The organism is Streptomyces sp. WZ-12 (assembly GCF_028898845.1).
Lineage (GTDB): Bacteria > Actinomycetota > Actinomycetes > Streptomycetales > Streptomycetaceae > Streptomyces.
On the sequence record NZ_CP118575.1, the window covers coordinates 257115 to 279458 of the forward strand.

Genomic DNA, 22344 nt, shown 5'->3' on the forward strand with positions numbered 1-22344 from the left:
CATCGGCTGTCCGACCAGCAGGCCCAGAGGCCCACCACCGTCGCCGCGATGACCAGGTCCCTCGATCCCGAACGCCTTCGTACCCATGGCCAATTAGGAGAAATCGGGATGAGGAATTACGTGACGCTCAAACCACTCCAGATGGGGAAAAACGTGACCGCTCACACGATCTCACCGTCATCGAAGTCGACCGCACCGACCGCAAGGCCCGCCGCGACAACGGCAAGTCCGACCCCGTCGACGCCTATGCGGCCGCGACCGCTGTGCTCTCCGGCCGCGCCACTGGAACACCAAAGACCCGCAACGGCATCGTGGAAGCCATCCGCTCCCTGCGCGTGGTCCGCAAGAGCGCAGTCAAGGCCCGCACCCAGACCATCAACCAGATCCGCACCCTGATCGTCACCGCACCGTCCGCGGTCCGCGAGAAGCTGCGCGATCTGTCCACCAGCGCCCTGATCGACACCCTCGCGCGCTCACGCCCCACCGGTGACCTGGCCGACCCGACCTGCGCGGCCAGAACCGCTTTGCGGCGTCTGGCCCGCCGCTACCAGCAGCTCAGCGAAGAGATCAAGGACGCCGAAAAGGAGATCGGACCGCTGGTCACCAAGGCCGCACCCCGGCTCATCGCCCTGCCCGGCGTCGGGCCCGAAACCGCGGGACAGCTCCTGTCCACCGCGGGCGACAACCCGGGCCGGCTCAAGTCCGAAGCGGCCTTCGCCCACCTGTGCGCGGCCGCCCCCGTTCCCGCGTCGTCGGGCCGCACCAACCGCCACCGCCTCAACCGGGGAGGCGACCACCAGGCCAACAACGCCCTGCACACCATCGTCCTCGTCCGCATGAAGTACGACCCGCGGACCCGCGAATACGTCGCCCGACGCACCGCCGAAGGACTCACCAAGAAAGACATCATCCGATGCCTGAAACGGTTCGTCGCCCGCGAGATCTACAGGAACCTGCCACACCTACACACCACGACCACATCGCTCCCGCAGACCGCTTGACGATCTATAGGAGCTTCCGGCCCGACCTACCCGCATAAAGAGCTGATCCGCAGGCTCACCGCGAATAGATGTGAGATCTGCCAGCGACCCGGCAAGGTGGAGGTTCACCACGCCAAGTCGCTCAGGAGCCTCCAACGGGACGGTGACACATCCTCCGATTGGGTGAAGCTGATGGTCGAGCGCCGCCGCAAGGCCCTTGTGGTCTGCGACGAGTGCCATGGCCGCATCCACCAGAGGACGCCGCACGTGACTCCCGCGCAGTAGTCACTGGAGAGCCGTGCTGCCCGGAAACGGGCATGGCCGGTTCGGTGGGAGGCCGGACGGAAAAGGACCTGCTCAGCAGGCACCTCGCTGTCCGACCGACCCTACCGGCAGTCTACGCCGCGAACTGCTCGACTCCTGCGGCCCGTTCGAGACGCTGACGGTGGCCCAGGCCAGTATCGAGGAGTGGGTACACGCCTACAACTACCGTCGGCCACACCAGGCTCTGGCACATGGCGACGCCGATCTCCAGGTTCCGCCCCGTGCCCGCGCCCTCGGCGCCACCGACTCCCCCGGAGCCGTCCGGGCCGCATCCCGAGCGGGTCCTCATCCCGCAGCGTGAGGCCGGACCGGACGACGGTGAGGCCGTCGAGGTCGACATGGTCATCTCCCCGGCCGGACGGATCGTGCTGCCCGGGAACAACCAGCTGAAGTTCCCTGCCGCGCTGGGCGGGCACCCGGTCACGATCTGGGCCGACCTGCGCAGCATCCACGTGACCCTCGCCGGCGAGCTCATCCGCACCCGCCACTCCCGCCTCAGCTCCGAGGACCTGGCCCACCTGCGACTGCGCGGCCGGACGGCAGGCCCAGAGTCGGCCGCCTCTGCGGCACCGCGCGGGCCGCTCCCGGCAGCCACGGCAGTCGAAGTCGACCGCACCGTCGACCGCGACGGCATGGTCGCCCTCGCCGGACAGCGGCATCTGCTCGCGGTGCAGCTGTCCGGGCAACGCGTCACCCTCCGCCTGGACCGGCATCTGCTGCACGTCATCGCCGACAAGCACCTGGTCAAGACCACGCCCGCACCCATCACGCCCCGTCAGGCCGCGCGTCTCAACGGCGCCCGGTCGACTGCCGAACCGCTCCCGCCGCCACCCCAGGGGCCCGTCAAGGTCATGCGGAAGATCCCGGTCGACGGCATCACCCAGGTCGGAGGCCAGCGACTGCGGGTCGGCAGGGCCCACGCCGGCAAAACCGTGGTCATCATTGCCGAGGACACCGTCTTCCGCGTGCTCCACAACGACATCGAGATCGGTACGCACGCGCGGAAGAACAACAACCGCATCAGCCACCTGCGAGCCACGACCCGCCGTTCCTGACAAGGATCTCCTGGAACCGTCAACCAACATCTGGAACCGTCAGGGATCTCTTGATGCCACCGTGTCAAGGAAGTCCTGAACCCCCACAGGCGGTGGCTTGGGTGCCGGTTTCCAGGCCCGTGGCGACGATGGAGTACGTGCCGGAGGCGGGGTAGGTGTACTGGGCGTAGGCCTTGTAGATCCCGTCGAATTCGGTTACCTCGGCGTGGACTACATGGTCACCCTCCGGGCCTCTTTCGTCGTCGAAATTGACGGAGATTCCGGCGTCGGAGTCATCGGGAGGGACCTTATCGACGGTAACCCTGATGGACAGGCCGTTTGATTCGAGGCTGGCTGCCATTGTTTCCTCGCCTCCTTAGCGGTGCTGGACAACCGAGGGAGATGTCTGTCCGGTCGGCTGCGTTGGGAGAGTTGTGGGTGACAGTGACTGCGAGACTTCTGTAACCGGCAGCCTGAGCGGATCGTCCCCGCAGCTTCGGAGGAGTTGAAGCCGCCCGTGCTCGTGGTGTGGTCCGGCCGCAGCACACGACCGGACCACACCACAGTGTCGTCACAGGCCCGCCCGGACAGGAAGGTTCCAGCGGGTACCTCTCCAGGCACCTACCCCGCCTCAAAGGGAACGCTTTACGACGTTGTCGGCTATTGCTGTTCGGGTGTGCTGGTCTGGGGATTCGGTTGGTGGGTTGTCAACGGACTTCTGGAGCGGCTCTGATCAACATCTCGGGATGGCCGAGCGTGATTGGCTCATGGGGGTCGGAAGTGTGAGGAGATCTGGGAGAAGCAGGCAAGGGATGTCTGGGCCGCTCCGACGGGGGGAAGTTCTTCATGGCGCGTTCGCGTTGTCTGGTGGGCTGTTGGCTGTTCTCGGCCCGGTTGTTTAGGTACTTCGAGGTGCGGTGCTCGACCGAGGGCATGACCTGGCGGTGGGTGGCGTCGTAGGAGCGGAGTTTGTCGGTGACGATCACGCGGGGCAGGTACGCGTACTCCTTGAGGAGCTTGCGGAAGAACCGCTTCGCCGCCGTGGTGTCCCGCTTGTCCGTGACGAGAATGTCGAGGACGTTGCCGTCCTGGTCCACCGCGCGCCAGAGGTAGCGCATCCGGCCGTTGACCTTGATGAACACCTCGTCCAGGTGCCACTTGTCGCCCGGGCGAGGCCGGCGGCGACGCAGTTGTCTGGCGTAGGCCGGGCCGAACGTGGTGCACCAGGCGCGGATCGACTCGTACGAGACGACGACGCCACGCTCGAAGAGGAGCTCCTCGACCTCCCGGTACGAGAGCGGAAAACGGTGATACAGCCACACCCCGTGAGCGATCACCTCGGCCGGGAAGCAGTACCCCTTGTACGACGACGCCCCCTCGGACCCCACGACCGACCCCTCCCACAACGACCCAACATCAAGATCACCTCACGCCACCCACAACAACCCGATAGCGCCGACACCGGGGATACCGTCCTGAGATTCGCTGAAAGTTCACCGGCCGGATGGGTTATTGCAGGCGTGTGAGCTTCGATGTGAAGGATGGGGGTGTGAGATCTTCCTTCAAGGCGACGGGGACTTTCGTTGCTCCCTGGCCGTTGCCGACGCTCAGCACACCAACTTCGGTACCGGTCCTGGCTGAGTGCGGCGGTTTCTTACCGTCGCTGGTGATCTGCGGATTGAGTTGCATGCCTGGCACGCCAATCGCCTTGAGGTCGTCAGCGGCCACGACAGAGATGTGTCTGCCGAGACCGTCGTCCAGGTACCCGACGGTCTGTCCCTTGCGGACGATAGTAGTGGAGGTGAGTGCGTCGCGGACCGCCTGCACGATCTTCTTGCTGTTCTCCTTGACCAGGATGAGGCTGTTGGCGCCGTTGGGGTCGGGGCCGTCCACGTGCTGGTTCAGCATCGTCCCGAGGATCATTGGGGTCTTGTCGCCCACGGTTCTGTAGGCAGCCCACAACAGGGTTCCGCCTGCCGCAGTGTTGGACCCGGTTTTGATGCCTTTGACGCTCAGCTCCGACAGCAGCAGGTCGTCCATGTTGTTGATCAGCGGCTGGCCCAGGCCGCCGATGGTGGCCTTCGGAATGGCGACGACCGCGCGGAAGACGTCGAATTTCATCACCGCCTCCGCCAGCTTGAGCTGATCCACTGCGGTGCTCACGGTTTTGTCATCCAAGCCGCTGGGGTCGGTATAGGCGGTGTCCTTCATCCCCAGTTCCTTGGCGGCATCGTTCATCTTTTGTATGAAGGCCGCCTCGGAATCGCTGCCGGTGGCCCAACGCGCCAGTAGCCGGGCGATATTATTGCCTGAGGGAATCATCAGCATCTTCAACATGTCTTGCTGGCTGAACTTCTGGCCGACAGTCAGCCCTTCAATGCGCGACTCGTCCTTGGCTTTGCCGTCTTCCACCGCCCTGGCGTCGACCTCGACCGTCGGCCCCGCCTCGTCCTTCCCCAACGGGTGCTCCCGGAGCAGGACGTAGGCCGTCATCACTTTGGCGATGCTGGCGGTCGGTACCGGCTTCTGTTCACCGTACGTGCCGATCATGCCTGTGCCCTCCAGCTGGACTGCGGCTTGGCCCTGCTCCGGCCAGGGCAGTGTCAGCTGCCCCGGTACAGTGAACGAAGCAGAGGCCTCGTCGATGCGCAGCACCGGATGGGGCAACGGGCGGAACGTTTGGATGGTCACGAGCATGATGCCCAGCAGCGCGAGGAAGGGTGACCAGATCTTCAGTCGCTGCGCGACTGCGCGGCTGGGAGTCATGGGCGGAGGCGGTCTGTTGGTGAGCTGCGCCAACAGTTCGAGGGGAGGCTGGGTGGAGGCATCTGCCGGTTCGATGCCTCGAGAGTCCTGCGGAATGCAAGGTCGCGTTGATGCTGAGGGGTCAGAGCATGGAGCGGGGTGTTCCGCGGTCTCCTTGTCCGAGGTTTGCAAGGCGGCGGCCTCGCCTGTGGGTGGGAGAGCTGGCTCAGGACCGGGCGGGTTGGTGGAGTTCGGGGTGTCGGCAGATTCCCGCGATTCCTGATTGCTGTCCTCGGCGCCTTGAGCGGTCGATTCTGCCGCGTCGACATCGGCGTCGGCGGAGAGCCCAGCTATGTCGGCAGGAAGGAGGTTCCTCGACTCTCCGTCAGACTTGTGGGCTTGATTGTCTTGGGCGCGTCGCTGTGGCGTCCTGTTGTGTGACTGTGCGTCAGCGGACTTGTCTGCCACTGGCTTCTCCTTTGCTCAAAGCGTTGCCGTCCTACTCGGGCGCGATACTTCCGGGCGTCTTAGTTAGCCGGCTTCGTCCGGCTCTGTCGGTGTGGGTTTCACCGATGGGTTGTGGGTGGGTCCGGTCGGTCTGGGTGTCGGGCGGTGCGTCGGGGGTTGTTCGGGGGTGTCTGCCGGCATGGTGGGCCGCGGGGATGGTACGTCTGCCGGCGGCGTCGTGGGCAGCGGGCTGTACGTCGGCGGCGCCGTCGTGGGTGCCGTCGTGGGTGCCGTCGTGGGCATGGTGTCGGGTGTGTGTGTCGGGGCCGGTGCCTCGTCGGAGTTGCTGCCGGTCTCCAGATCGAACGTGGTGTGGTCGCCCTTGACCGCCTCGAAGGTGTATGCCGACCAGATCCTGGCCGGGGTGCCGCCGCCGGCAACCTGGCGGGGGTTGCCGGCCGCGCCGGCGATCGAGACCTGGCCCCCCTTGGGGACGACGCGCTCCTTGCCGTCCTCCGTGACCTGGCGTGGTTCGGCGGCCTCGCCCCACAGGCCGACCGCGGTGGCCAGGTTCGGAGTGTAACCGACGTACCAGGCCGACTTGTTGTCGTCAGAGGTACCGGTCTTGCCCGCCACCTGCCGGCCCTGCCGGTTCTTGGCCTCGGCCACCGACTTCCGGGCCGAGCCGTCGTCGACCACGCCCTTAAGCACCGAGGTTACGCTGTCCGCCGTCTCCCGGCTGATCACGTGGTCACCGGTCCCCTGCTTCGGCTCGTAGGTCCGTGTCGGGTGCTCGGCCTTCTTGACGACGGTCGGAGTGACCTTCTTGCCGTGGTTGGCCAAGGTGGCGTAGACACCTGCCATCTGCAGAGGACTGGCGCCGTAGGAGCCGAGAGACATGGCCGGGTGCGCCTTCTGCTGTCTGATGCCGGTGATGCCGAGTTCGTCGGCGTCGTCCCGGACCCGGTCGAGCCCCACGTCCACGCCCATCTGCGCGAAGACGCTGTTGACCGACTGGTTCATGGCCTCCTGGACGGAGACGGGCCCGTGGTCGATGTCGTCGAGGTTGGGTGGGGCGTATCCGCGGCCCTCCTCACCCTTCACCGGGACCTCGCTGTTGCCGTTGTAGACGGTCCGGGCATTGACCGATCTGCCGTCGTGTGTTTTCGCCTCGTTCTCCAGCGCGGAGGCGAAGACGACCGGTTTAAAGGTGGATCCGGGCTGATAGGTGGTGGTGGTCGCATTGCTCAACTGGTGCTCGGTGAAGTCCTGGCCGCCGTAGAGCGCGACGACCGCACCGGTATGGGGGTCCACCGAGACGGCGCCGACCTGTATGTCCTGGTCGGCTCTCTTCCTGGGGTCGAGCTTGCTGGTCAGCTCCGCCTTCACGGCGTTCTCGAGAAGCTTCTGGGTCTTCCGATCGATGTTAAGGGTAATCGTCCAACTGCCCTTGTGCAGCTCCTGTTCGCTCACGCCCTGTCTGCGTATTTCGGCATCGGCGGCCTGCACCAGATAGCCAGTCTGCCCCTCCGTGCCGGGCCTGGGCCTGGGAGCGCCGGGGGTCGGGAACTTCATCGCCGCGCGCCGGCCGGGGTCCAGGGATCCCATCTTCACCGCATTGTCGAGCGCATAGTTCCAACGTTCGGTGACCAGCTTCTTCCCAGTGTCCGAGGCGACTGCCCAGTCGTACTGGCTGGGGGCCTGGAGCAACGACGCGAGATATGCGCCCTGTTCGACGGTGAGCCTGGAGGAATCGACGTCGTAGTACGCCTGCGCCGCGGCTTGGATACCGTAGGCCCCACGCCCGTAGTAGCTGGTGTTGATGTATCCGGCGAGGATCTCGCTCTTGCTGTACCGCTGATCGACCTTGAGGGAGATCACCAGTTCCTTGAGCTTGCGGGTGACCGTCTGGTCCTGGTTCAGGTAGTAGTTCTTGACGTACTGCTGGGTGATGGTCGACCCGCCCTGCTTGCCCTTGCCGGAGACCGTGTTCCACAGGCCGCGGACGGTTCCCTTGAGGTCCACGCCGTCGTCGTCGTAGAAGGACATGTTCTCGGCGGCGACGAAGACCTCCTGGACAGGCTTGGATATCTTCTCCAGACCGACGATGTCCCGGTTGACCTGTCCGAGACGGGCCAGAACCTTTCCGTCGGAGAACTTGTACACATTGTTCTGGCGTTGAGCCATGGCGTTCGCCTCGGGGATCGGCACCGTCACGTAGACGGCATAGCAGGCGCCCATCGTAAGAAGGCAGAGACCGAAGAACGTGCCGAGAAGCTTCTTCCAGGTGAAGAACCGGCGTATCCCTTTCCTTCTCGCCTTCCCTCTTCTCCGATGCGCTCCACGCCCTCGGCAGTGTTCTTCCGCTCGCCCCATGCCTCGGTCACCCACCTTCGATTCGGCTCATCGGACACACCATGACGACCTCGAAAACTAACACGACAAAGAAAACAAGAAGGCGAGTCGAAAGTCGACTCCAGGTGGTCTATAGTGGATTAATGTGATTTCTTCTGGCCGTCTGAAATCGCGCTGCGTAGACCCTATGGCGGCATCCCTCGATACCCGCCGGGCCAAATGCTTTGATCGTCGTCACCCGCGATCATCCGATCTCGGAATTCAATTCGAATGGGGCGCGGCCTGCAGCGTAGCCCGGACGGCGGTACGCCCGTACGGCCTGCGGCCAGTTGCCGAAGGCACACGGCAACCACTGATGCTGGGCCCCGGATCCGCCCCTTCCTGCAACGCACCGGACACCGACCCGGTGGGCGTCGAGATCATATGCCTGTGGAAGGGCAAGATCACTGTCTTCAACCCGCACTACCCCAACTCCGCCTGCGCGCAGGCGTCCGCGGTCCTGGTCGTCCCGATCCACTGACACCCGTCCCACTCGCGGCCTCACCGGTCGGACTCCTCCTCGTACGGCGGGAGTCCGACCCGTACGGTGAGTCCGCCGCCCGGGTTAGCGACGGCGGTAACCGTTCCGTGGTGGGCTGCGAGATCGAGCGCACGATGGCCAGCCCGAGTCCATGGCCTGAACGCTCACCGGCCAGCCGGGTCCGTACCCGGTAGAAGGGTTCGAAGAGCCGGTCGACGAGTTCCTCGTCGACCGGCGTTCCGTATTCACGACGTTCGTGATCACCGCGGCGCCGCGGTGATTGGCCAGCCGCACCGAACCACCCGGTACGTTGTGGGTGAGCGCGTTGTCGAGCAGGTTCAGCACCAGCTGCTGCAGGAGCGTGCTGCTGCCACTGACTGCGCAGCCTGCACTCTCTGTTTCGGCAGTGAGCAGGAGCCCCTCCAGCGCTCAAGTTCGTGGCGGAGTGTGTCTTGTGGTTGTGTTGATCCAGTCGAGGAACTGGCTGGTATCTGTGTAACGGCTGTGCCAGGCGTCCTGTGGTCCCCCGGCGCTGTTGGTGATCCCGGCCAACTTCCAGCCTTCCCTGCTACTGATGACCGCGGGGCCTCCGGAGTCCCCGCCATTGGCACCCCGGCCCTGTGAGTCGATGAAGTCGAGGAAACGGTCGTCCGCCTTCGCCAGGGGCAGCGTGACCTCCCTCAGGCGCTTGGGCCGTTCACCTTCTTCTGTGTACCCCCAGCCGAGAAGCCGCACTGGGGCATCGATCGCGGGCGTGCTGCCGGCAAGATTGACGGACGTGTTGGACACCGGCCGGTCCAGCTTGAGGAGCGCGAGATCGACCCCCCTGAATGCGGGAATCGACGGGTCGAACTCCGCGGTGGGATGGAGGTGGACGTCCTCGGCGGCCACGTTGGCCGTCGTCCCTCCACGGGAGGCATGGAGGCTGCCGATCCTGAGCCGCTCCGGCTTGCCCTTGTTCGTCTCCGGGTCGATGACGCAGTGTGCTGCTGTCAGCACCCACTGCTCGGAGATGAGTACACCGCCGCAGTGGTGGCCCTGCCCTTGTGCCCCTTGCAGCGATACCATCCACTCTTCGGCCTGCTGCGTCTCTTCCCCCCTGTTGATCGCATGTGCCGGCTCCGCTGCCGACACCAGTGCAAATCCGGTACACGCAGCTGCGGTCAGGTGCCGGGCGACGGCGCTGCGCCTCCTGCGCATGAGTGCCCCGGATACACGGGTCTTAAGGCGGCGTATGTTCACGTGCTCCTCCTCTGTGGTGATCTGTATTCCCGGAGCCTGACCAAGAAGGACGTTGCGTTTCTGTAACAGGCTTGGGAGAGTTCGGGTCTTGGACGTGCTGGCCGAGTGGAGCGGCTCGAACTGCTCCGTAGCCGGTAGCCCGGGCAGGCCCGGGTTACAGCTGTACCAAGGGTGTGCGGGCTTGTGAGCCACGGCGACAGGCAGGCCGTGCCCTACAATCTGTGAGACGTCATCCGCTTTCCGAACGTGATCGGCTGGTTCGGGCTGGTCGGGTGTGAACTCTGGCTCATGGAGGGAGAGTTAAGACGATTCGTTCGTCTCGCTCGTGGAGGTGGCTGTGCCGTCGGTGCTCGGTCTGCTGGAGGCCCGGGAGAAGAAGGTTCGCGAAGAGGTGGCGCGGTTGCGCGAGGCTGTCGTGCAGGCGTTGTCGAGTTGTTGGTGTGGGTGGTGAGTTGGGGTGTGATGAGGGTGCGGGTGTGTTCGCGGTGGCGCCTTGGTCAGCCGGCCACGGTCGCGGCGGTGACGGTCTTCCAGACGGTGAAGTGTTCGGTCATTTCGGTGCGGTAGTCACTGGCTGTGAGCAGGTGCCGCCGGGGTCGGAAGTGTGAGGAGATCTGGGAGAAGCAGGCAAGGGATGTCTGGGCCGCTCCGACGGAGCGGAAGTTCTTCATGGCGCGTTCGCGTTGTCTGGTGGGCTGTTGGCTGTTCTCGGCCCGGTTGTTTAGGTACTTCGAGGTGTGAGGTTCCCCCGTCGTTCGGGAGGCGCTGATCAGCTGGTCAGGAGGGGTTGACGGGGTTTCAGGTTCGCTCGTTCGGCCGTTGCCTGCTCGGCGTAGTACTTCTCCTCGAATTCGATCGGGCTGGGGAAGCCGAGTCGTTCCTGGGTGCGGCGGGAGTTATAGAAGCCGTCTGTGTACTCGAAGAGCGCGAGGTTCGCCTCGGCACGTGTGGCGAAGACGCGGCCGCGCACGCACTCGGTCTTGATCAGCATCCACAGGTTCTCCGCGAGGGCGTTGTCGTGGCTGTCCCCGACGGAGCCCATGGACGCGTCAACTCCTGCCCGCAGCAGGCGAGTTGTGAGCTTGATGGATGTGTACTGACAGCCGTGGTCGGCATGGTGGATGAGCTTGCCGGGCTCGACCTCGCGGGACGCGAGGGCGTACTCCAGCGTGGTCAGGACCAGGTCGGCGTCCGCGCGGGCGGAGGTCTCCCAGGCCACCACCCGGCGGGAGAACGCGTCCCGGATCGCCGACAGCCACAGCGGGCCCTCGCCGGTCGAGATCATCGTCAGGTCGGTGACCCACAGCCGGTTCGGCGCCGGTGCGGTGAAGTCCCGGTTGACCAGGTCCGGGGCGAGTGTGGCCTTCGGATCCCGGCGCGTGAAGCCTGTGCGGCGCGGGCTGATGCCCGCCAGGTCGGCCTCGCGCATCAGGCGCTCGACCCGCTTGCGGCCCACGCGTGTGCCCTCGCGTTTCAGCACGGCATGCACGCGCGGAGAGCCGTAGATCCCGCCGGACTCGGTGTGGATCTCCTTGATCCGCTCGGTCAGCTCGACGTCGCGACGCCGCCGCTCGCACGGCTGCTTCTCGGCGCGGCGCCAGCGGTAGTAGGTGGAGGAGGCGATGTGCAGTTCCCGCAGGACGCACTCGACTCCCAGGTCAGGGTGCTCGTCGAGGAGCCCCGTCACCTGGGCCGGGTCGGGTCGAGTTGCGCCGCGAAAAAAGCCGAGGCCGTCCGCAGAACTTCGTTCGCGCGCTTGAGCTGGGCGTTCTCCTTGCGAAGCGCGGCGAGTTCGACGCGTTCGTCGCTGGTCAGCCGGTCGTCCCGCTCGCCGGCATCGGCCTCGGCCTGCCGGATCCAGCCGCGCAGGGCCTCGGGATGCACGCCGAGCTCGATAGCCAGTCGCTTGATCTGGGGCTTCGGGTCGGAGGTCCGGTACATCCGCACCGCACGCTCGCGCAACTCCAGCGAGTACTTCCTGGGGGCAGCCATGGTCGATGTTCCTCTCATGAGAACCATCTGACCCTCTGTCACCATCCTCCGCATCTCGGGGGAACCTCAGTGTGCGATCCGGCGGGCACCCCACCGGGGATGTCGGCGGCGCAGCTCGCAGATCTCGGATTCCACCTCCGCAGACAGGCGCGTGGGGCTGTTGAGCGGTCGCCGGGAGCGGTCCAGCAGGCCGGGCATGCCCTCCTGCTCGAACCGCTGTCGCCAGCCGTGCAGGGTCTGACGCGAGGTGCCGTACCGGGCCGCGACCTCGCCGATCGGAGACCCACCGAGCACCTCGCGCACGGCCCGGTAGCGGTACTCGGCCAACTGCTGTACATCCACGACCACTTACGGAAGCACTCCTGCCCCGCAAGGGGACGGGAGATCACGGGCATTCAGCCGAACGTGTCAACCATGTCCAGAGCACAAACGGTCAAGCATCTCCTGAGACCTCACACCGAGAGCGGGCACACAGCGGAGCGACTTGCCTGAATTGCCCGTAATGGCCGGGTGACGGTCTATCACCATGTACAGCCCAGAGGGTGGGCCGCCGGAGGGAGGCCCTGCGCTTCCCGAGTTCGTTCCCTTGCCGGAAACACTGGCCTTACCTGCGACTATCTCACTGTCGTGAGACTTGTGTGCTCATCTACGGCGTGTTGTTTGACCGTGCCTTTGTGTCTGGAGTTAAGTAGCGCTCAGCTTCAAGCGACGGAGGGTCACTCACCCTCGGGTCACTTGTCGGTTCGTTGCAGTGTCAGCCGGGGCGCAGTCGGCTGACCGTGATCAAGGGTTGTTGCGATGCTGGACTTGGCAGATCTGATGCGACCGCGTTCGCAGCGGTGGGTCGCAGCACGTGCCGGGGTGGGCACGCAGACGCTGAGCAACCTGAATCGCATCGGGCTGATGCCCGCCGCCGATGAGATGCAGGCTGTGGACGCGGTGTTGGCGTTGTGCGCGCGGACGCTCGGTGCCAACCGGTCGACGAACCGGAGGGCGAAGGCGGGCGCGCGGACCAAGGAGGCGATGGCACGCGATCACCAAGTGATGACCCTGGCGCGGCAGTTGCTGGAGGCCGGGCCGGTCGAGCCACGGACGACGCTGGTGGTCGACGGCAATCGCGTAGAGGTCCAGCACGCTCTGGAGGCGGTGGCTGACTGGCTGCACCAGGAGGGGGACGATGCCGAGCCACTGGTGCTGATGCCACTGGGCCGCTGGGCCACGTGGCTGCTGAAGGTCGTGGCCGAGGAAGGGGGTGCCGGCGTTGACGAGGTCCCCGCTTTGGCGTGCTGACGGCTCTTCGTCCGAGGTGCCCGCGTCAGTCTCCCCGCAGTGCCGCGGTGCCCGCGAGATGGGTGCGGGCGGCCTGCGTACACGATGGCGGCGGGAGGCGGACGGCTGTGGAGAGTAGGGCGGCCGAGGTGGCCGCCTGGTGCGCGCGGCAGGAGTGGCCTGTCTTTCCTCTGCAGGCTGGGCACAAGACTCCCCGCCCGGGGTGCAGCCGGTGTCGACGGGCCAGCGGCCGGTACGTGGCGCACGCGCCGGCCGGGTGCCCGTGTATCGGGCAGGGCCGCTGGTGCCACGGCTTCTATGCGGCCACCACCGACGCCGGGCGCATCGCACGGTGGTGGAGTGATCGTCCGGTGCCGGGCGTGGGGGTGGCCACGGGACCGGCCGGGCTGGTGGTCGTGGACGTGGACTGTCATGTCGAGGGCCCCGTAGAGGCGGGCCGGGTACTGCCCGCCTTCGGCGTGACGGAGCAGGAGGCAAGGACGGTCCGTACCGGGTGGGACACCTGGAATCTGCTGGCACGTCTGGCTGGGGGCTCAGATGCGGCGAATGCGGTGCGGACGCTGGCGGTGGCTACCCCTTCGGGTGGGCGGCATCTGTGGTTCACCGCACCGCGCGGGACTCGCTGGGCGAGTTCGGCGGGCGGGGATCACGACGGGCGGGCGCTGGGCTGGCAGTTGGACGTGCGCGCCGAGGGGGGCTACATCGTGGCGCCCGGAACGCGGACCGTGGCAGGGGTGTACCGGGCGGTGGGCGAGGTCCGGGCACCGGCGCGGCTGCCGGGCTGGCTGGCCGGTGCGCTTGAGCGGACCGGTCACCTGCTGACGACGTCCACGCCTCGGCCGCGCGCAGCCGCAGTGCCGAATCTGGCCCGACAGATCGCCGCGCCGCAGGCGCAGTCCGCGTGGGCCAGCGCAGTGGCCGCGACGGCTCTTGGGCAGGTCGCCGAATGCGAGCGGTTGCCGGAGGGCAGTGGCTGGAGCAGCAAGCTGAACAAGGCCGCCTTCACCATGGGCGGTCTGGTCGCGGCCGGGCTGGTGTCCAGTGATGCCGAGGCCCGTCGTGCCCTCGTGGATGCGGCTGTGCAGGCCCGTCCGCGGCGTGAACGAGAGGCGCACAGGATCATCCAGTCCGGGCTGGCTGCCGGGCAGCGCCGCCCCCTGAACCCGACGAAAGACCGCTGAGCCATGAGCTACACGAGCGCCAGCTCGGCCGTGCCGACGAGCCGGGCCCCGGACGATGCGCCCTGTGACGCGGCGCGCGCGGCGCAGCAGCTGACGGCGGAGGCCGCCCCGGCCGCCGTCGCGCCGCAGCCGGTGTTGCTGCCGGATGAGCTGACCGATTTTGACATGGCGATCCTGTTCCAGCGCGTGTACGGCGACTACTACCGGTACGTGCACAGCATGGGCTGGTACCGGTGGGCGGAGTACCGGTGGGTCCCCGATGCCAACACCACCGCGATCCGGTACTCCGCGATGCAACTGGCCTCCAACATGCCGCGCAAGGATCCGCGCGCGGATGAGAACGTGCGCCACCCGGACCGCGAGCTGTCGCGGCACCGCAAGCGCGCGCTCAGCGCATCAGGGGCGGCCGCGCTGGTGAAGATGGCCGAGACGCTGCCGGAACTCACCTTGCAGCCCGACGACTTGGACTCCGACCCGCACGCTCTGTGCACGCCGGGCGGGGTGGTCAACCTGCGCACGGGCGGGATGGTGCCGCCCTCGACCTCGCAGAAGCACAGTCGCGCCACCGCGGTCACGCCACGGATCATGCCGACGCCCATGTGGGACGCATTCTTGACCGACACCTTCGGGGACGACGCGGCCGGCCGGGAGATGAGGGCCTACCTTCAGACGCTGTGCGGGTACTCGATCTCCGGCGCGCAGGGTGCACAGGTGCTGGCCTTCTTGTACGGGGAGGGACAGAACGGCAAGAGCGTCCTGGTGGACGTGCTGCTGAAGCTGCTGGGTGAGTACGCCGACTCCGCCCCGCCCAACTTCCTGATGGCGTCCCCCTACGCGGACCATCCCACCGAGCTTGCCGACCTGCAGGGACGCCGCCTGGTGGTGTGCTCGGAAATCAACCAGGGGTCGAGGTTCGACGAAGCCAAGTTCAAGCTCCTCACCGGCGGCGACCGCATCAAGGCCCGCAGGATGTACGAGAACTTCTACAGCTTCGAACCAACTCACAAACTTTGGCTCGTTGGAAACCACCGGCCCGTGGTCCAAGCGGGCGGCTTCAGTTTCTGGCGGCGTATGAGGATCATCGAGTTCGACCGGATCGTGCCTAGCGAACGCGTCGTCGACGACCTCGGCGAACGCCTGGTCGCCAGCGAGGGGCCAGGTATCTTGCAGTGGCTCATCGACGGAGCGGTGACGTATTTCAACGGCACCGACCTGCGGCTGGACGGCCCCAAGCGAGTCCGGCTGGCCACCCAGGACTACGAGGAGTCGGAGGACTCGGTCGGCAGCTTCCTCAAGGAATGCTGCGTCATGGGCAGCGAGTACCGGGTCCTGCAAAAACACCTGGGCGAGGCGTACCGGGACTGGTGCCGCGGGGAAGACATGGTGCCGGTGAACTCCCGCGAGTTCGCCCGCTCAGTCCGCCAGAAGCTGCACATCCGTACCGGACAGGAACTGCCCAAGACCAATGGTAAGCGCTTCTTCCCTGGACTCGGGCTGCTGTCCGAGAGCCACGACAACGAGGACGAAAGGACGGGAACATGAGGCAGGGGCTGGCCCTGGGGCTCTCCACCCCACCCACTCCGTCCCGGCAAAACCACAGGTCAAAGCCTTCGCCACTCCGGCCACAGGGGCTGAAAGGGGCTGACTCGAAGGAATCTCCTCATATTGAGTTCCGCCGCTTTGCGGCTCCACAAACTGAGATGTCAGCCCCTTTCAGCCCCTGGATGTCAGCCCCTTTCAGCCCCTGCGAGTCTTCCTATGACGTCTGAAAACCTTCCTGACCTGCTACTTTCCTTCCACTGCGGAGGCAGTGGCGCAGGGTCTGACACTGGTCCTTCCTCAGCCCCGGTCCCGGCCCCGCGTCCCGCACCCCACTACGGAGAGACACCGATGTCCGACGCCTCGACGAGGAGCCTCTCCCAGGAGGTCAAAATCGTTTGGGTCGAGGGCAAGGACGACACTGAGGAGAAGTACGACTACGTCCGGTGGATGTGGGAGAAGACCCGCAACAAAACCGGTAAGCCGAGCGGCGCCATGCGAGCCGGCCGCATCATTGGCTACGCAGAGCTTGAGGAGAACGCTGAACCCACCGAGCCCTCACGCCGATACCGGCGGCGCGTCTTCTACGTCAAGGACAACGACCGCAGCGAGCCTGGAGGTCAGTACCAGGACGCCACGCCCCACGAAGCAGTGGATCCGCGTACCGTCCGGGCGGGGGTGCACGGACGGCTTACCAACCGGGCCCGAGGCCGCCGTCCTGTCCCGCCCAAGGCCCCGTCCTCCGTTGCCGCCCCGGAGTCGGAACCACCGTCCGACGGCATGCTGTCCTGACTCGCTTTTGGGCGAACACGGCCCCTTGAGCCCCTGCCGCCCGTTCGAGGGATTGCCGTGGTTCTAGCCCCTTCAGCCCCTTCCCGCTCGACGAGACTCCTCTGACCTGCACGTTCAGTCCGCGTAAGGCGGGGACAGAGGCCGAATTGAGCTCACAGACTGGCTCGCTCAGCCCCGCCGCACTGGCAAGGGCTGAGGAGCAGGGCCGTCGATCAGGACCTTCCTCCACTGGCGACGTGGGGCTTGCGGCGCAGCAGGGCTCTGCGCTCACGCTCGGTCATGCCGCCCCATACGCCCCAGTCGAGGCGTTTGTCGAGGGCTTCCACGAGGCACTTGGTGCGAACCGGGCAGTCCGTGCAGATGGCCTTGGCTCGGTTCTGCCGGGTACTGTCAGCGAACAGTTCGTCCGGGTCGGCGCTGCGGCAGGCTGCGTCCTCGTGCCAGTAGGCCCCTGTACTGCTCATCTTCTTCCCTCCCCCGTCGCGGCTCGGCGACAGCGTCGAGCCTATTGCGCAGGTCACGGCCGGTGTGCTGCGGGTGGCGGTCCGGGCGGGTGTGTATCCTGTGGCGCCCGGCTCCCACCACGGTGCCCGTCCAGTTGGCGGTCGCACGGGCCTGGGGGTGAACGTTCCGCGGGGTGGGGCGGGAGAGGTTTCGGATGGTCTCCGGGGCGCGTGGCGCGGGAGCGTGGGGCTGGCAACAGTCGTGTCGCGATAGCGCAGCGGGGCGAGTGTGCGCTGCGATGTTGCGTGCGGGTGGGGCTGCGTGGCGGCCCGACCACCTGTGTCGGTGTCCGGCGGCGAAACCGGCCACGGGTCGTCCTCGCTCTCAGCGCGCAGGGCGACTCCTGCGGGGCTGCGGTGCCGGGACATGGGCCTTGCTGAAACGGAGTGGTTGATGGCGCTCTTTGAATTTGGCTCTGACCGCAGTTTCGTGAAGGTCATGGTTGGGTGAGGATGCGGGTCCGGAGGAGTTCTAGCGAGGCCCGGCCATACATGGCTCGCTTGATGTTTTCACCCGGTTTACGTGGCCTTCGACGGTGCCGGAGCTCCAGGGCAGGGTGAGGCCGGCGGTGACGGCGTCGAAGTCCTGGCGGAGGGACCCTGCGAAGCTCTGCAAGGGTTTCGGGGCGTCCTGTTCGGCCTGGCGGATCCACTGCATCAGCAAGAATCCGCGCTGGTGGCGGACGAGTTCTGCGAAGGCGCGGGCGAGATCGCAGGCGCGGGTGATGTCCGGGCAGGCGAGTCGGACTTGGAGCAGTCGCTCCTCTTGACTGTCGGTGAGGGTGTCGCGTGGGCGCATGATCCAGGAGGTGATCTTGCGGGGGCTGGGGATGTCGGCCCGGACCGGTGCGGCGGTGCCTGCCCTGAGGGCGGCGAGGTGCTTGCGGACGACCTGGCGACTGCCGCGGTAGCCGCGTTCGTGGATTTCGTGGAAGAGACGGGTGCCGCTGACCTGGCCCTGTGTCTCGGTGAAGCGAGCGTTGAGGTATGCCTTGAACGGTTCCAGCGCGCCGTTGGGCCGACGGTCGCGGGCGGAGGCCAGCCAGTTGGTCGAGGTCGGTGTCGCGGAAGCGGCGCACGGTCTTGCGGTCGAGGTTCAGCCTCCGAGCGATGGCGCTGATCGTCCAGCCCTTCTCCACCAAGCGGTGGATGTCCTCGTAGCGGTGACGGGTCCGTTCCACGATCTGGGTGCCTGGCAGCTCGGCGGGCGGCAGCAGCATCGGTGGTGGCTCCGGCACGTTCGTCGCTGTCTCCTGCTCTGCGCGTTTGCGCAGGCAGTCGCGGTGTTGGTGGCAGGTCTTCTCCACCGCGGCGGACAGGTTCTGCAGCAGATGCCACCGATCAGCCACTTCCAGGGCGTCCGGGGCGGCCTCCTTCACAGCCTTCGTGTAGGCGGAAGCCCTGTCGCGACAGATGATCTCCGCACCCGGATGGTCTTTGAGCCAGGCCGCGAACGTCTCCGACGTGCGGTCGGGCAGCACATCCACGACCCGACTGGCCTCGACATCGACCAACACAGTGCCGTACGTGCAGCCTTTGCGGAAGGCGAACTCGTCCACCCCCAGCACCCGCGGGGCACGGTCCGGCACCGGCGGCGATGTCAGCAACCTGAGCAGCCGAGTCCGGCCCGCGGCCATCCGCAGTTTGCGGCACAGCCGCGCGGCCGGACGGCCACCCAACTCCGCCGCGATCGACCAGAGCCAGCCCGTCATCCCGATGCTTGACCGGCGGTACCGCCGGTCAGCCCGCCGACTTGCTCGACGAACGTCCGGCGTGAACAGCTTGGCCGGTCGCAGAAGAACCGTCGCACCCGGAGCCGGACTGTGACTCGACGCGGACCCAACGGCCTCTCGTCCAGGGAGCGTTGGTACGTACTGTGCACGCGTTCCGCCCGCTTCCGGCAGTCCGGGCACCGGCCCGGACGACCCGTGGACTCCGCCTCCAGCACCAGGCCGCCGGAGACATCGTTGACGCGCTCCACTCGCACATCGATCCCAGCAAACAGCACATCCTCGATCGTCTTGCTCGCCACGCCAGGGAACACCGTGCTGAAACGATCCCTCGTTCCTACCCCTGACCTGGGGATTCACGAAACTGCGGTCAGAGCCGTGAACGTCCCCAGCTACGTACGGATGAAAAGGGACAGCTAGGGGTGCACTGAGTCCTGTTTGCCCGGCACTCTGCTGCTTGGTTGTTTTGAGGCGATGGAGGGCGGTTGACGGTGGTTTTGAGTCCGCATCGCTGGCTGGAACTGCGGCGTTTCCGCGGTCTGTACGAGTCCGGAGCGATGAGCTTGTCGGAGATCGCCCGGGAGACCGGGCTGGACCGGAAGACGGTTCGCAAGTACCTCTTGGCGCCGGGCATGGTGACCCCGCCGCGCCGGTCGCCCAACGGGCGGTCTCTGGCGAGGAAGATCGACGAGTTCGCACCGTTGGTCGACTCGATGCTCCGTGCGGAGATCCTCATGAAGGGGTCGGTGATCCACGAACGGCTGGTGAAGGAATACCGGTTCACCGGCAGCTACCAGCGCGTCAAGCTCTACGTTCAGGAAGCCCGCCCCAGGATCGCCGAGGAACTCGGCATCCTGCCAAAGGAGTTGGCGGGCATGCACCGTCGCTTCGAGGTCGTCCCCGGCGCCCAGGCCCAGGTCGACTGGGGCGACGAGGGCAAGGTCCTGGCCTACATGGGCATCACGAAGGTCTATTCCTTCCACATGACGCTGTCGTACTCGCGCGATCCCTTCTGCTGTTTCACCACCAGTCAGGACCTGCAGACCTTCTTCGACTGTCACCGCCGGGCCTTCGCCCACTTCGGCGGGGTGCCGATGACGATCGTCTACGACCGCACAAAGACCGTCGTCCGCCGCCACGTTGCTCCTGGCGAGGCAGTCCCACTCCATCCGGAAGCAGTCGGATTCGCCGGCCACTACGACTTCGACATCGATGTCCTGGCCGCTTACCGGCCCACCGGCAAAGGCCGGGTCGAACGCCAGGTCCTCATCGTCCGCGACCACGTCTTGGCCGGCCGTGCCTTCTCCTCCGTCGAAGAGATGGACGCCGCCTTCGCCTCCTGGGTGCCGCATCGACGGGCCCAATCCCACAGGACTCACCAGGAGATCATCGGCGAGCGGGCAGCCCGTGACCATGTCGCCCTCAAACCGCTGCCGCCTACCCCCTACCTGGTGGCAGAGCGGCATCTGCGGCCAGTTGGCAAGGACTGCCTCGTCGCTTTCGGCGGCAATCTCTACTCAGTGCCGGCCCGACGCGTCCGCCCCCGCCAACTGGTCGAGATCAGGGCCACGAAGTCCCACGTCATGCTGCACTCCACCGTCCCCGATCCCAGCGGCGAGACGCTGTTGGCGATGCATCCGCGGGCGGTCGGCCGCGGGGCCCAGGTCGTCGAGGAGACCCACTGGGACGGCCTGCCCACCGGCAAGGGCCGCCGGACCACCACCGGCGACATCCCGAGACAGCCCCGGCACGAACGGCCGCTTGGCGAGGAAGCCGGAGCACTGCGGGCCCTGCTGAACCGGACCGCGGCAACCCAAGTCAAAGTCAGCCGCCGACCACTGTCGGTCTATGACGAGCTGACCGGGACCCGCCCCTTCACCACCCACCCGAGCACGAGGGAAACGTCTTGAGCGAGCTGGTCAGCACCCGCATCCGCAGCACGGCCGGCAAGCTCGGCCTGCCTCACCTGGCCGAAACCATCAGCGAGTACATCCGGCGGGCCGACGAAGGGAAGATGGGCTACCTCGACTTCCTCGACCTGGTGCTGTCCGAGGAACTCGCCGTCCGCGACGACCGCCGCTTCCGCCAGGGCCTGCGGCTCTCCCGGCTGCCCCACCACAAGACGCTGGACGAGTACGACTTCTCCTTCCAACCCGACCTCGACCCGCGCAAGGTCAAGGACCTGGCCACCCTCTCCTTCGTCGAGGCCAAGGCGAATGCCGCTCTGCTGGGCCCGCCCGGGGTCGGCAAGACACACCTCGCCGTCGCTCTCGCGGTCGCGGCCTGCCGGGCCAGGGCGATGAACCTTCTCGGGGGGCGAGACGTCATGGTCCATCATGGATGGTCGAGTTGCCTGGTCTGCGGCGTTGGTGAAACGAGACGCGGCTCCGGATGATCAAGGTGTCGAAGCCGTTGATCACGTACCGGAGCCGCGTTCGCATGTCATCTTCCCTGATCTCTGCCGTCACCCGCCACCATGACCAGTTGCCGGACAGCGGCACGTACGACGCCTGGCGCCTGGCCGATCTGGCCGGCTTCCTCGACCAGTTGCCCGACCCGCGCTGTCGGCGCGGACGGCGCTACTCCCTCGGCGCCCTGCTGACCCTGTGCACGCTCGCCGTTCTTGCCGGGGCCACCGGCTGGGCCACCATCACCCGCTTCGCCATCGGCCTGTCCCTCGCGGACCGGCAGCGCATCGGCCTGGCGCGCGGCGTCCCCCGCGCGACCACACTGGCCCGGCTGCTGCGTCGGCTGGACGCCGACCTGCTCGATGACGCCCTCGGCGCCTGGGTCCAGCTCCAGCACGCCGATCCGCTCGCCACCCCGCAGGGCACCGGCCCACGCAAGAGAGGGGCCGTCGCGGTGGACGGCAAGACGGTCCGCGGCTCACGCACCCGCGATCAGCGCGCCGTCCACCTACTGGCCGCCTGCCTGCACGGCACCCGTGCCGTGATCGCCCAGCGCCAGGTCGAGACCAAGAGCAACGAAATCACCGCCTTCCAGCCCCTGCTGGCAGAGCTCGATCTGACCGACACGGTGGTCACCTTCGACGCCCTGCTCACCCAGCACGACCACGCCCGCTTCCTGGTCGAGGAGAAGAACGCGCACTACATCGCCCTGATCAAGGCCAACCACCCCACGCTGCACGCCCGGTTGAAGCAGCTGCCCTGGAAGGAGGTCCCGCTGATGGGCTACACCCGCGCCACCGCGCACGGCCGTGACGAGATCCGCAGGATCAAGGCAGTCACCGTTCCCGACCTGCCCTTTCCCCACGCGGCTCAGGCCCTGCAGATCGTGCGCCGCCGCCGCGTACTGTCCACCGGCAAACTCACCCTCGAACGCGTCTACGCGCTCACCGACCTGACCATGCACCAGGCCACCGTCCCCCACCTCGGCGAACACGTCCGCGAGCACTGGGGCGTGGAAGCCCTGCACCACGTGAGAGACGTGACCCTGCGCGAGGACGCCTCAAAGATCCGCATTGGCAACGCGCCCCGCGTCATGGCCGCCCTGCGCAACACCGCCCTCGCCCTGGCCGAGCTCGCCGGCTGGCACAACCATGCCGCCGCCGTTGATCACTACCGGTCACACCCCGACCACGCGCTCGACCTCATCAAGCCCGTCCTCTGAGAAAGATCGCGCCCTGCCTGCCGGGCGGGCTACTCAATCT

Annotated in this window: 18 protein-coding genes and 6 pseudogenes; 11 read left to right on the top strand and 13 right to left on the bottom strand. The window is 66.6% G+C overall.

Annotated elements, in window-relative coordinates; translation table 11 throughout:
* Positions 1–167: 167 nt before the first annotated feature.
* The 4 genes and pseudogenes from PV796_RS41375 to PV796_RS41380 all read left to right on the top strand — a co-directional run.
* Positions 168–1001 (top strand): annotated as a pseudogene (locus PV796_RS41375) (transposase); the annotation flags it as partial.
* A gap of 75 nt (positions 1002–1076) precedes the next feature.
* Positions 1077–1265: an HNH endonuclease gene (locus tag PV796_RS42130; RefSeq protein ID WP_342456993.1), complete on the top strand. Its 189-nt coding sequence runs from the start codon at positions 1077–1079 to the stop codon at positions 1263–1265.
* Between the two features lie 13 nt (positions 1266–1278).
* Positions 1279–1605 carry an integrase core domain-containing protein gene (locus PV796_RS42575; RefSeq protein WP_446750723.1) on the top strand — a complete coding sequence of 109 codons (327 nt, stop codon included), beginning with the start codon at positions 1279–1281 and terminating at the stop codon, positions 1603–1605.
* Entirely contained in the window at positions 1496–2359 is an 864-nt protein-coding gene (locus PV796_RS41380) for a hypothetical protein (protein ID WP_274919597.1), read from the top strand. The genes PV796_RS42575 and PV796_RS41380 overlap by 110 nt, the downstream gene beginning before the upstream one ends.
* Before the next feature lie 64 nt (positions 2360–2423).
* Here the strand turns inward: PV796_RS41380 and PV796_RS41385 are convergent, their stop codons facing one another.
* The 9 genes and pseudogenes from PV796_RS41385 to PV796_RS41425 all read right to left on the bottom strand — a co-directional run.
* Positions 2424–2699, bottom strand: a complete 276-nt coding sequence (locus PV796_RS41385; protein WP_274919598.1) for a hypothetical protein — start codon at positions 2697–2699, stop codon at positions 2424–2426.
* A 410-nt stretch (positions 2700–3109) separates the two neighbouring features.
* A pseudogene (locus PV796_RS41390) lies at positions 3110–3726 on the bottom strand (IS6 family transposase); the annotation flags it as partial.
* Positions 3727–3847: 121 nt separating this feature from the next.
* On the bottom strand, positions 3848–5137 hold the full coding sequence (locus PV796_RS41395) for a D-alanyl-D-alanine carboxypeptidase family protein (RefSeq protein ID WP_274919599.1): 1290 nt from the start codon (positions 5135–5137) through the stop codon (positions 3848–3850).
* 477 nt (positions 5138–5614) lie between these two features.
* On the bottom strand, positions 5615–7906 hold the full coding sequence (locus PV796_RS41400; protein ID WP_446750724.1) for a transglycosylase domain-containing protein: 2292 nt from the start codon (positions 7904–7906) through the stop codon (positions 5615–5617).
* Between the two features lie 928 nt (positions 7907–8834).
* A complete protein-coding gene (locus PV796_RS41405) occupies positions 8835–9647 on the bottom strand; it encodes a S1 family peptidase (RefSeq protein WP_274919601.1) in 813 nt (270 codons plus the stop codon).
* A 497-nt stretch (positions 9648–10144) separates the two neighbouring features.
* Positions 10145–10393 (bottom strand): annotated as a pseudogene (locus tag PV796_RS41410) (IS6 family transposase); the annotation flags it as partial.
* Between the two features lie 23 nt (positions 10394–10416).
* Positions 10417–11334 carry an IS3 family transposase gene (locus PV796_RS41415; RefSeq protein ID WP_274919602.1) on the bottom strand — a complete coding sequence of 306 codons (918 nt, stop codon included), beginning with the start codon at positions 11332–11334 and terminating at the stop codon, positions 10417–10419.
* Positions 11331–11639, bottom strand: a complete 309-nt coding sequence (locus PV796_RS41420) for a transposase (protein ID WP_274919483.1) — start codon at positions 11637–11639, stop codon at positions 11331–11333. The genes PV796_RS41415 and PV796_RS41420 overlap by 4 nt, the downstream gene beginning before the upstream one ends.
* 69 nt (positions 11640–11708) lie before the next feature.
* Positions 11709–11987, bottom strand: a pseudogene (locus PV796_RS41425) (helix-turn-helix domain-containing protein); the annotation flags it as partial.
* A gap of 450 nt (positions 11988–12437) precedes the next feature.
* Here PV796_RS41425 and PV796_RS41430 point away from each other — a divergent pair.
* The 4 genes from PV796_RS41430 (at position 12438) to PV796_RS41445 (ending at position 16441) form a co-directional block, all read left to right on the top strand.
* Positions 12438–12929 carry a hypothetical protein gene (locus PV796_RS41430; RefSeq protein WP_274919603.1) on the top strand — a complete coding sequence of 164 codons (492 nt, stop codon included), beginning with the start codon at positions 12438–12440 and terminating at the stop codon, positions 12927–12929.
* Positions 12930–13057: 128 nt separating this feature from the next.
* Positions 13058–14110 (top strand): bifunctional DNA primase/polymerase, encoded by a 1053-nt coding sequence (locus PV796_RS41435; protein WP_274919672.1) that lies wholly within the window; start codon positions 13058–13060, stop codon positions 14108–14110.
* A gap of 3 nt (positions 14111–14113) precedes the next feature.
* Positions 14114–15652, top strand: a complete 1539-nt coding sequence (locus PV796_RS41440) for a DNA primase family protein (protein WP_274919604.1) — start codon at positions 14114–14116, stop codon at positions 15650–15652.
* Between the two features lie 348 nt (positions 15653–16000).
* A complete protein-coding gene (locus PV796_RS41445) occupies positions 16001–16441 on the top strand; it encodes a DUF6009 family protein (protein WP_274919605.1) in 441 nt (146 codons plus the stop codon).
* A gap of 212 nt (positions 16442–16653) precedes the next feature.
* Here the strand turns inward: PV796_RS41445 and PV796_RS41450 are convergent, their stop codons facing one another.
* From PV796_RS41450 to PV796_RS42585, 4 genes and pseudogenes are all read right to left on the bottom strand, one after another.
* A complete protein-coding gene (locus PV796_RS41450) occupies positions 16654–16905 on the bottom strand; it encodes a WhiB family transcriptional regulator (protein ID WP_274919606.1) in 252 nt (83 codons plus the stop codon).
* A 511-nt stretch (positions 16906–17416) separates the two neighbouring features.
* Positions 17417–17986: a transposase gene (locus PV796_RS42135; RefSeq protein ID WP_342456994.1), complete on the bottom strand. Its 570-nt coding sequence runs from the start codon at positions 17984–17986 to the stop codon at positions 17417–17419.
* A gap of 223 nt (positions 17987–18209) precedes the next feature.
* Positions 18210–18656: pseudogene (locus PV796_RS42580) on the bottom strand (ISL3 family transposase); the annotation flags it as partial.
* Positions 18653–18988, bottom strand: a complete 336-nt coding sequence (locus PV796_RS42585) for a transposase family protein (protein WP_446750725.1) — start codon at positions 18986–18988, stop codon at positions 18653–18655. The pseudogene PV796_RS42580 and the gene PV796_RS42585, both read right to left, overlap by 4 nt.
* A gap of 177 nt (positions 18989–19165) precedes the next feature.
* Here PV796_RS42585 and istA point away from each other — a divergent pair, with 177 nt between their 5' ends.
* The 3 genes and pseudogenes from istA to PV796_RS41470 all read left to right on the top strand — a co-directional run bounded on the left by istA (position 19166) and on the right by PV796_RS41470 (position 22304).
* Entirely contained in the window at positions 19166–20584 is a 1419-nt protein-coding gene (gene istA / locus PV796_RS41460; protein ID WP_274919673.1) for an IS21 family transposase, read from the top strand.
* Positions 20581–20967 (top strand): annotated as a pseudogene (locus PV796_RS41465) (ATP-binding protein); the annotation flags it as partial. The gene istA and the pseudogene PV796_RS41465, both read left to right, overlap by 4 nt.
* A gap of 146 nt (positions 20968–21113) precedes the next feature.
* Complete coding sequence (locus PV796_RS41470) at positions 21114–22304, top strand: ISAs1 family transposase (protein WP_274919608.1); 1191 nt, start codon at positions 21114–21116, stop codon at positions 22302–22304.
* Positions 22305–22344 lie beyond the last annotated feature (40 nt).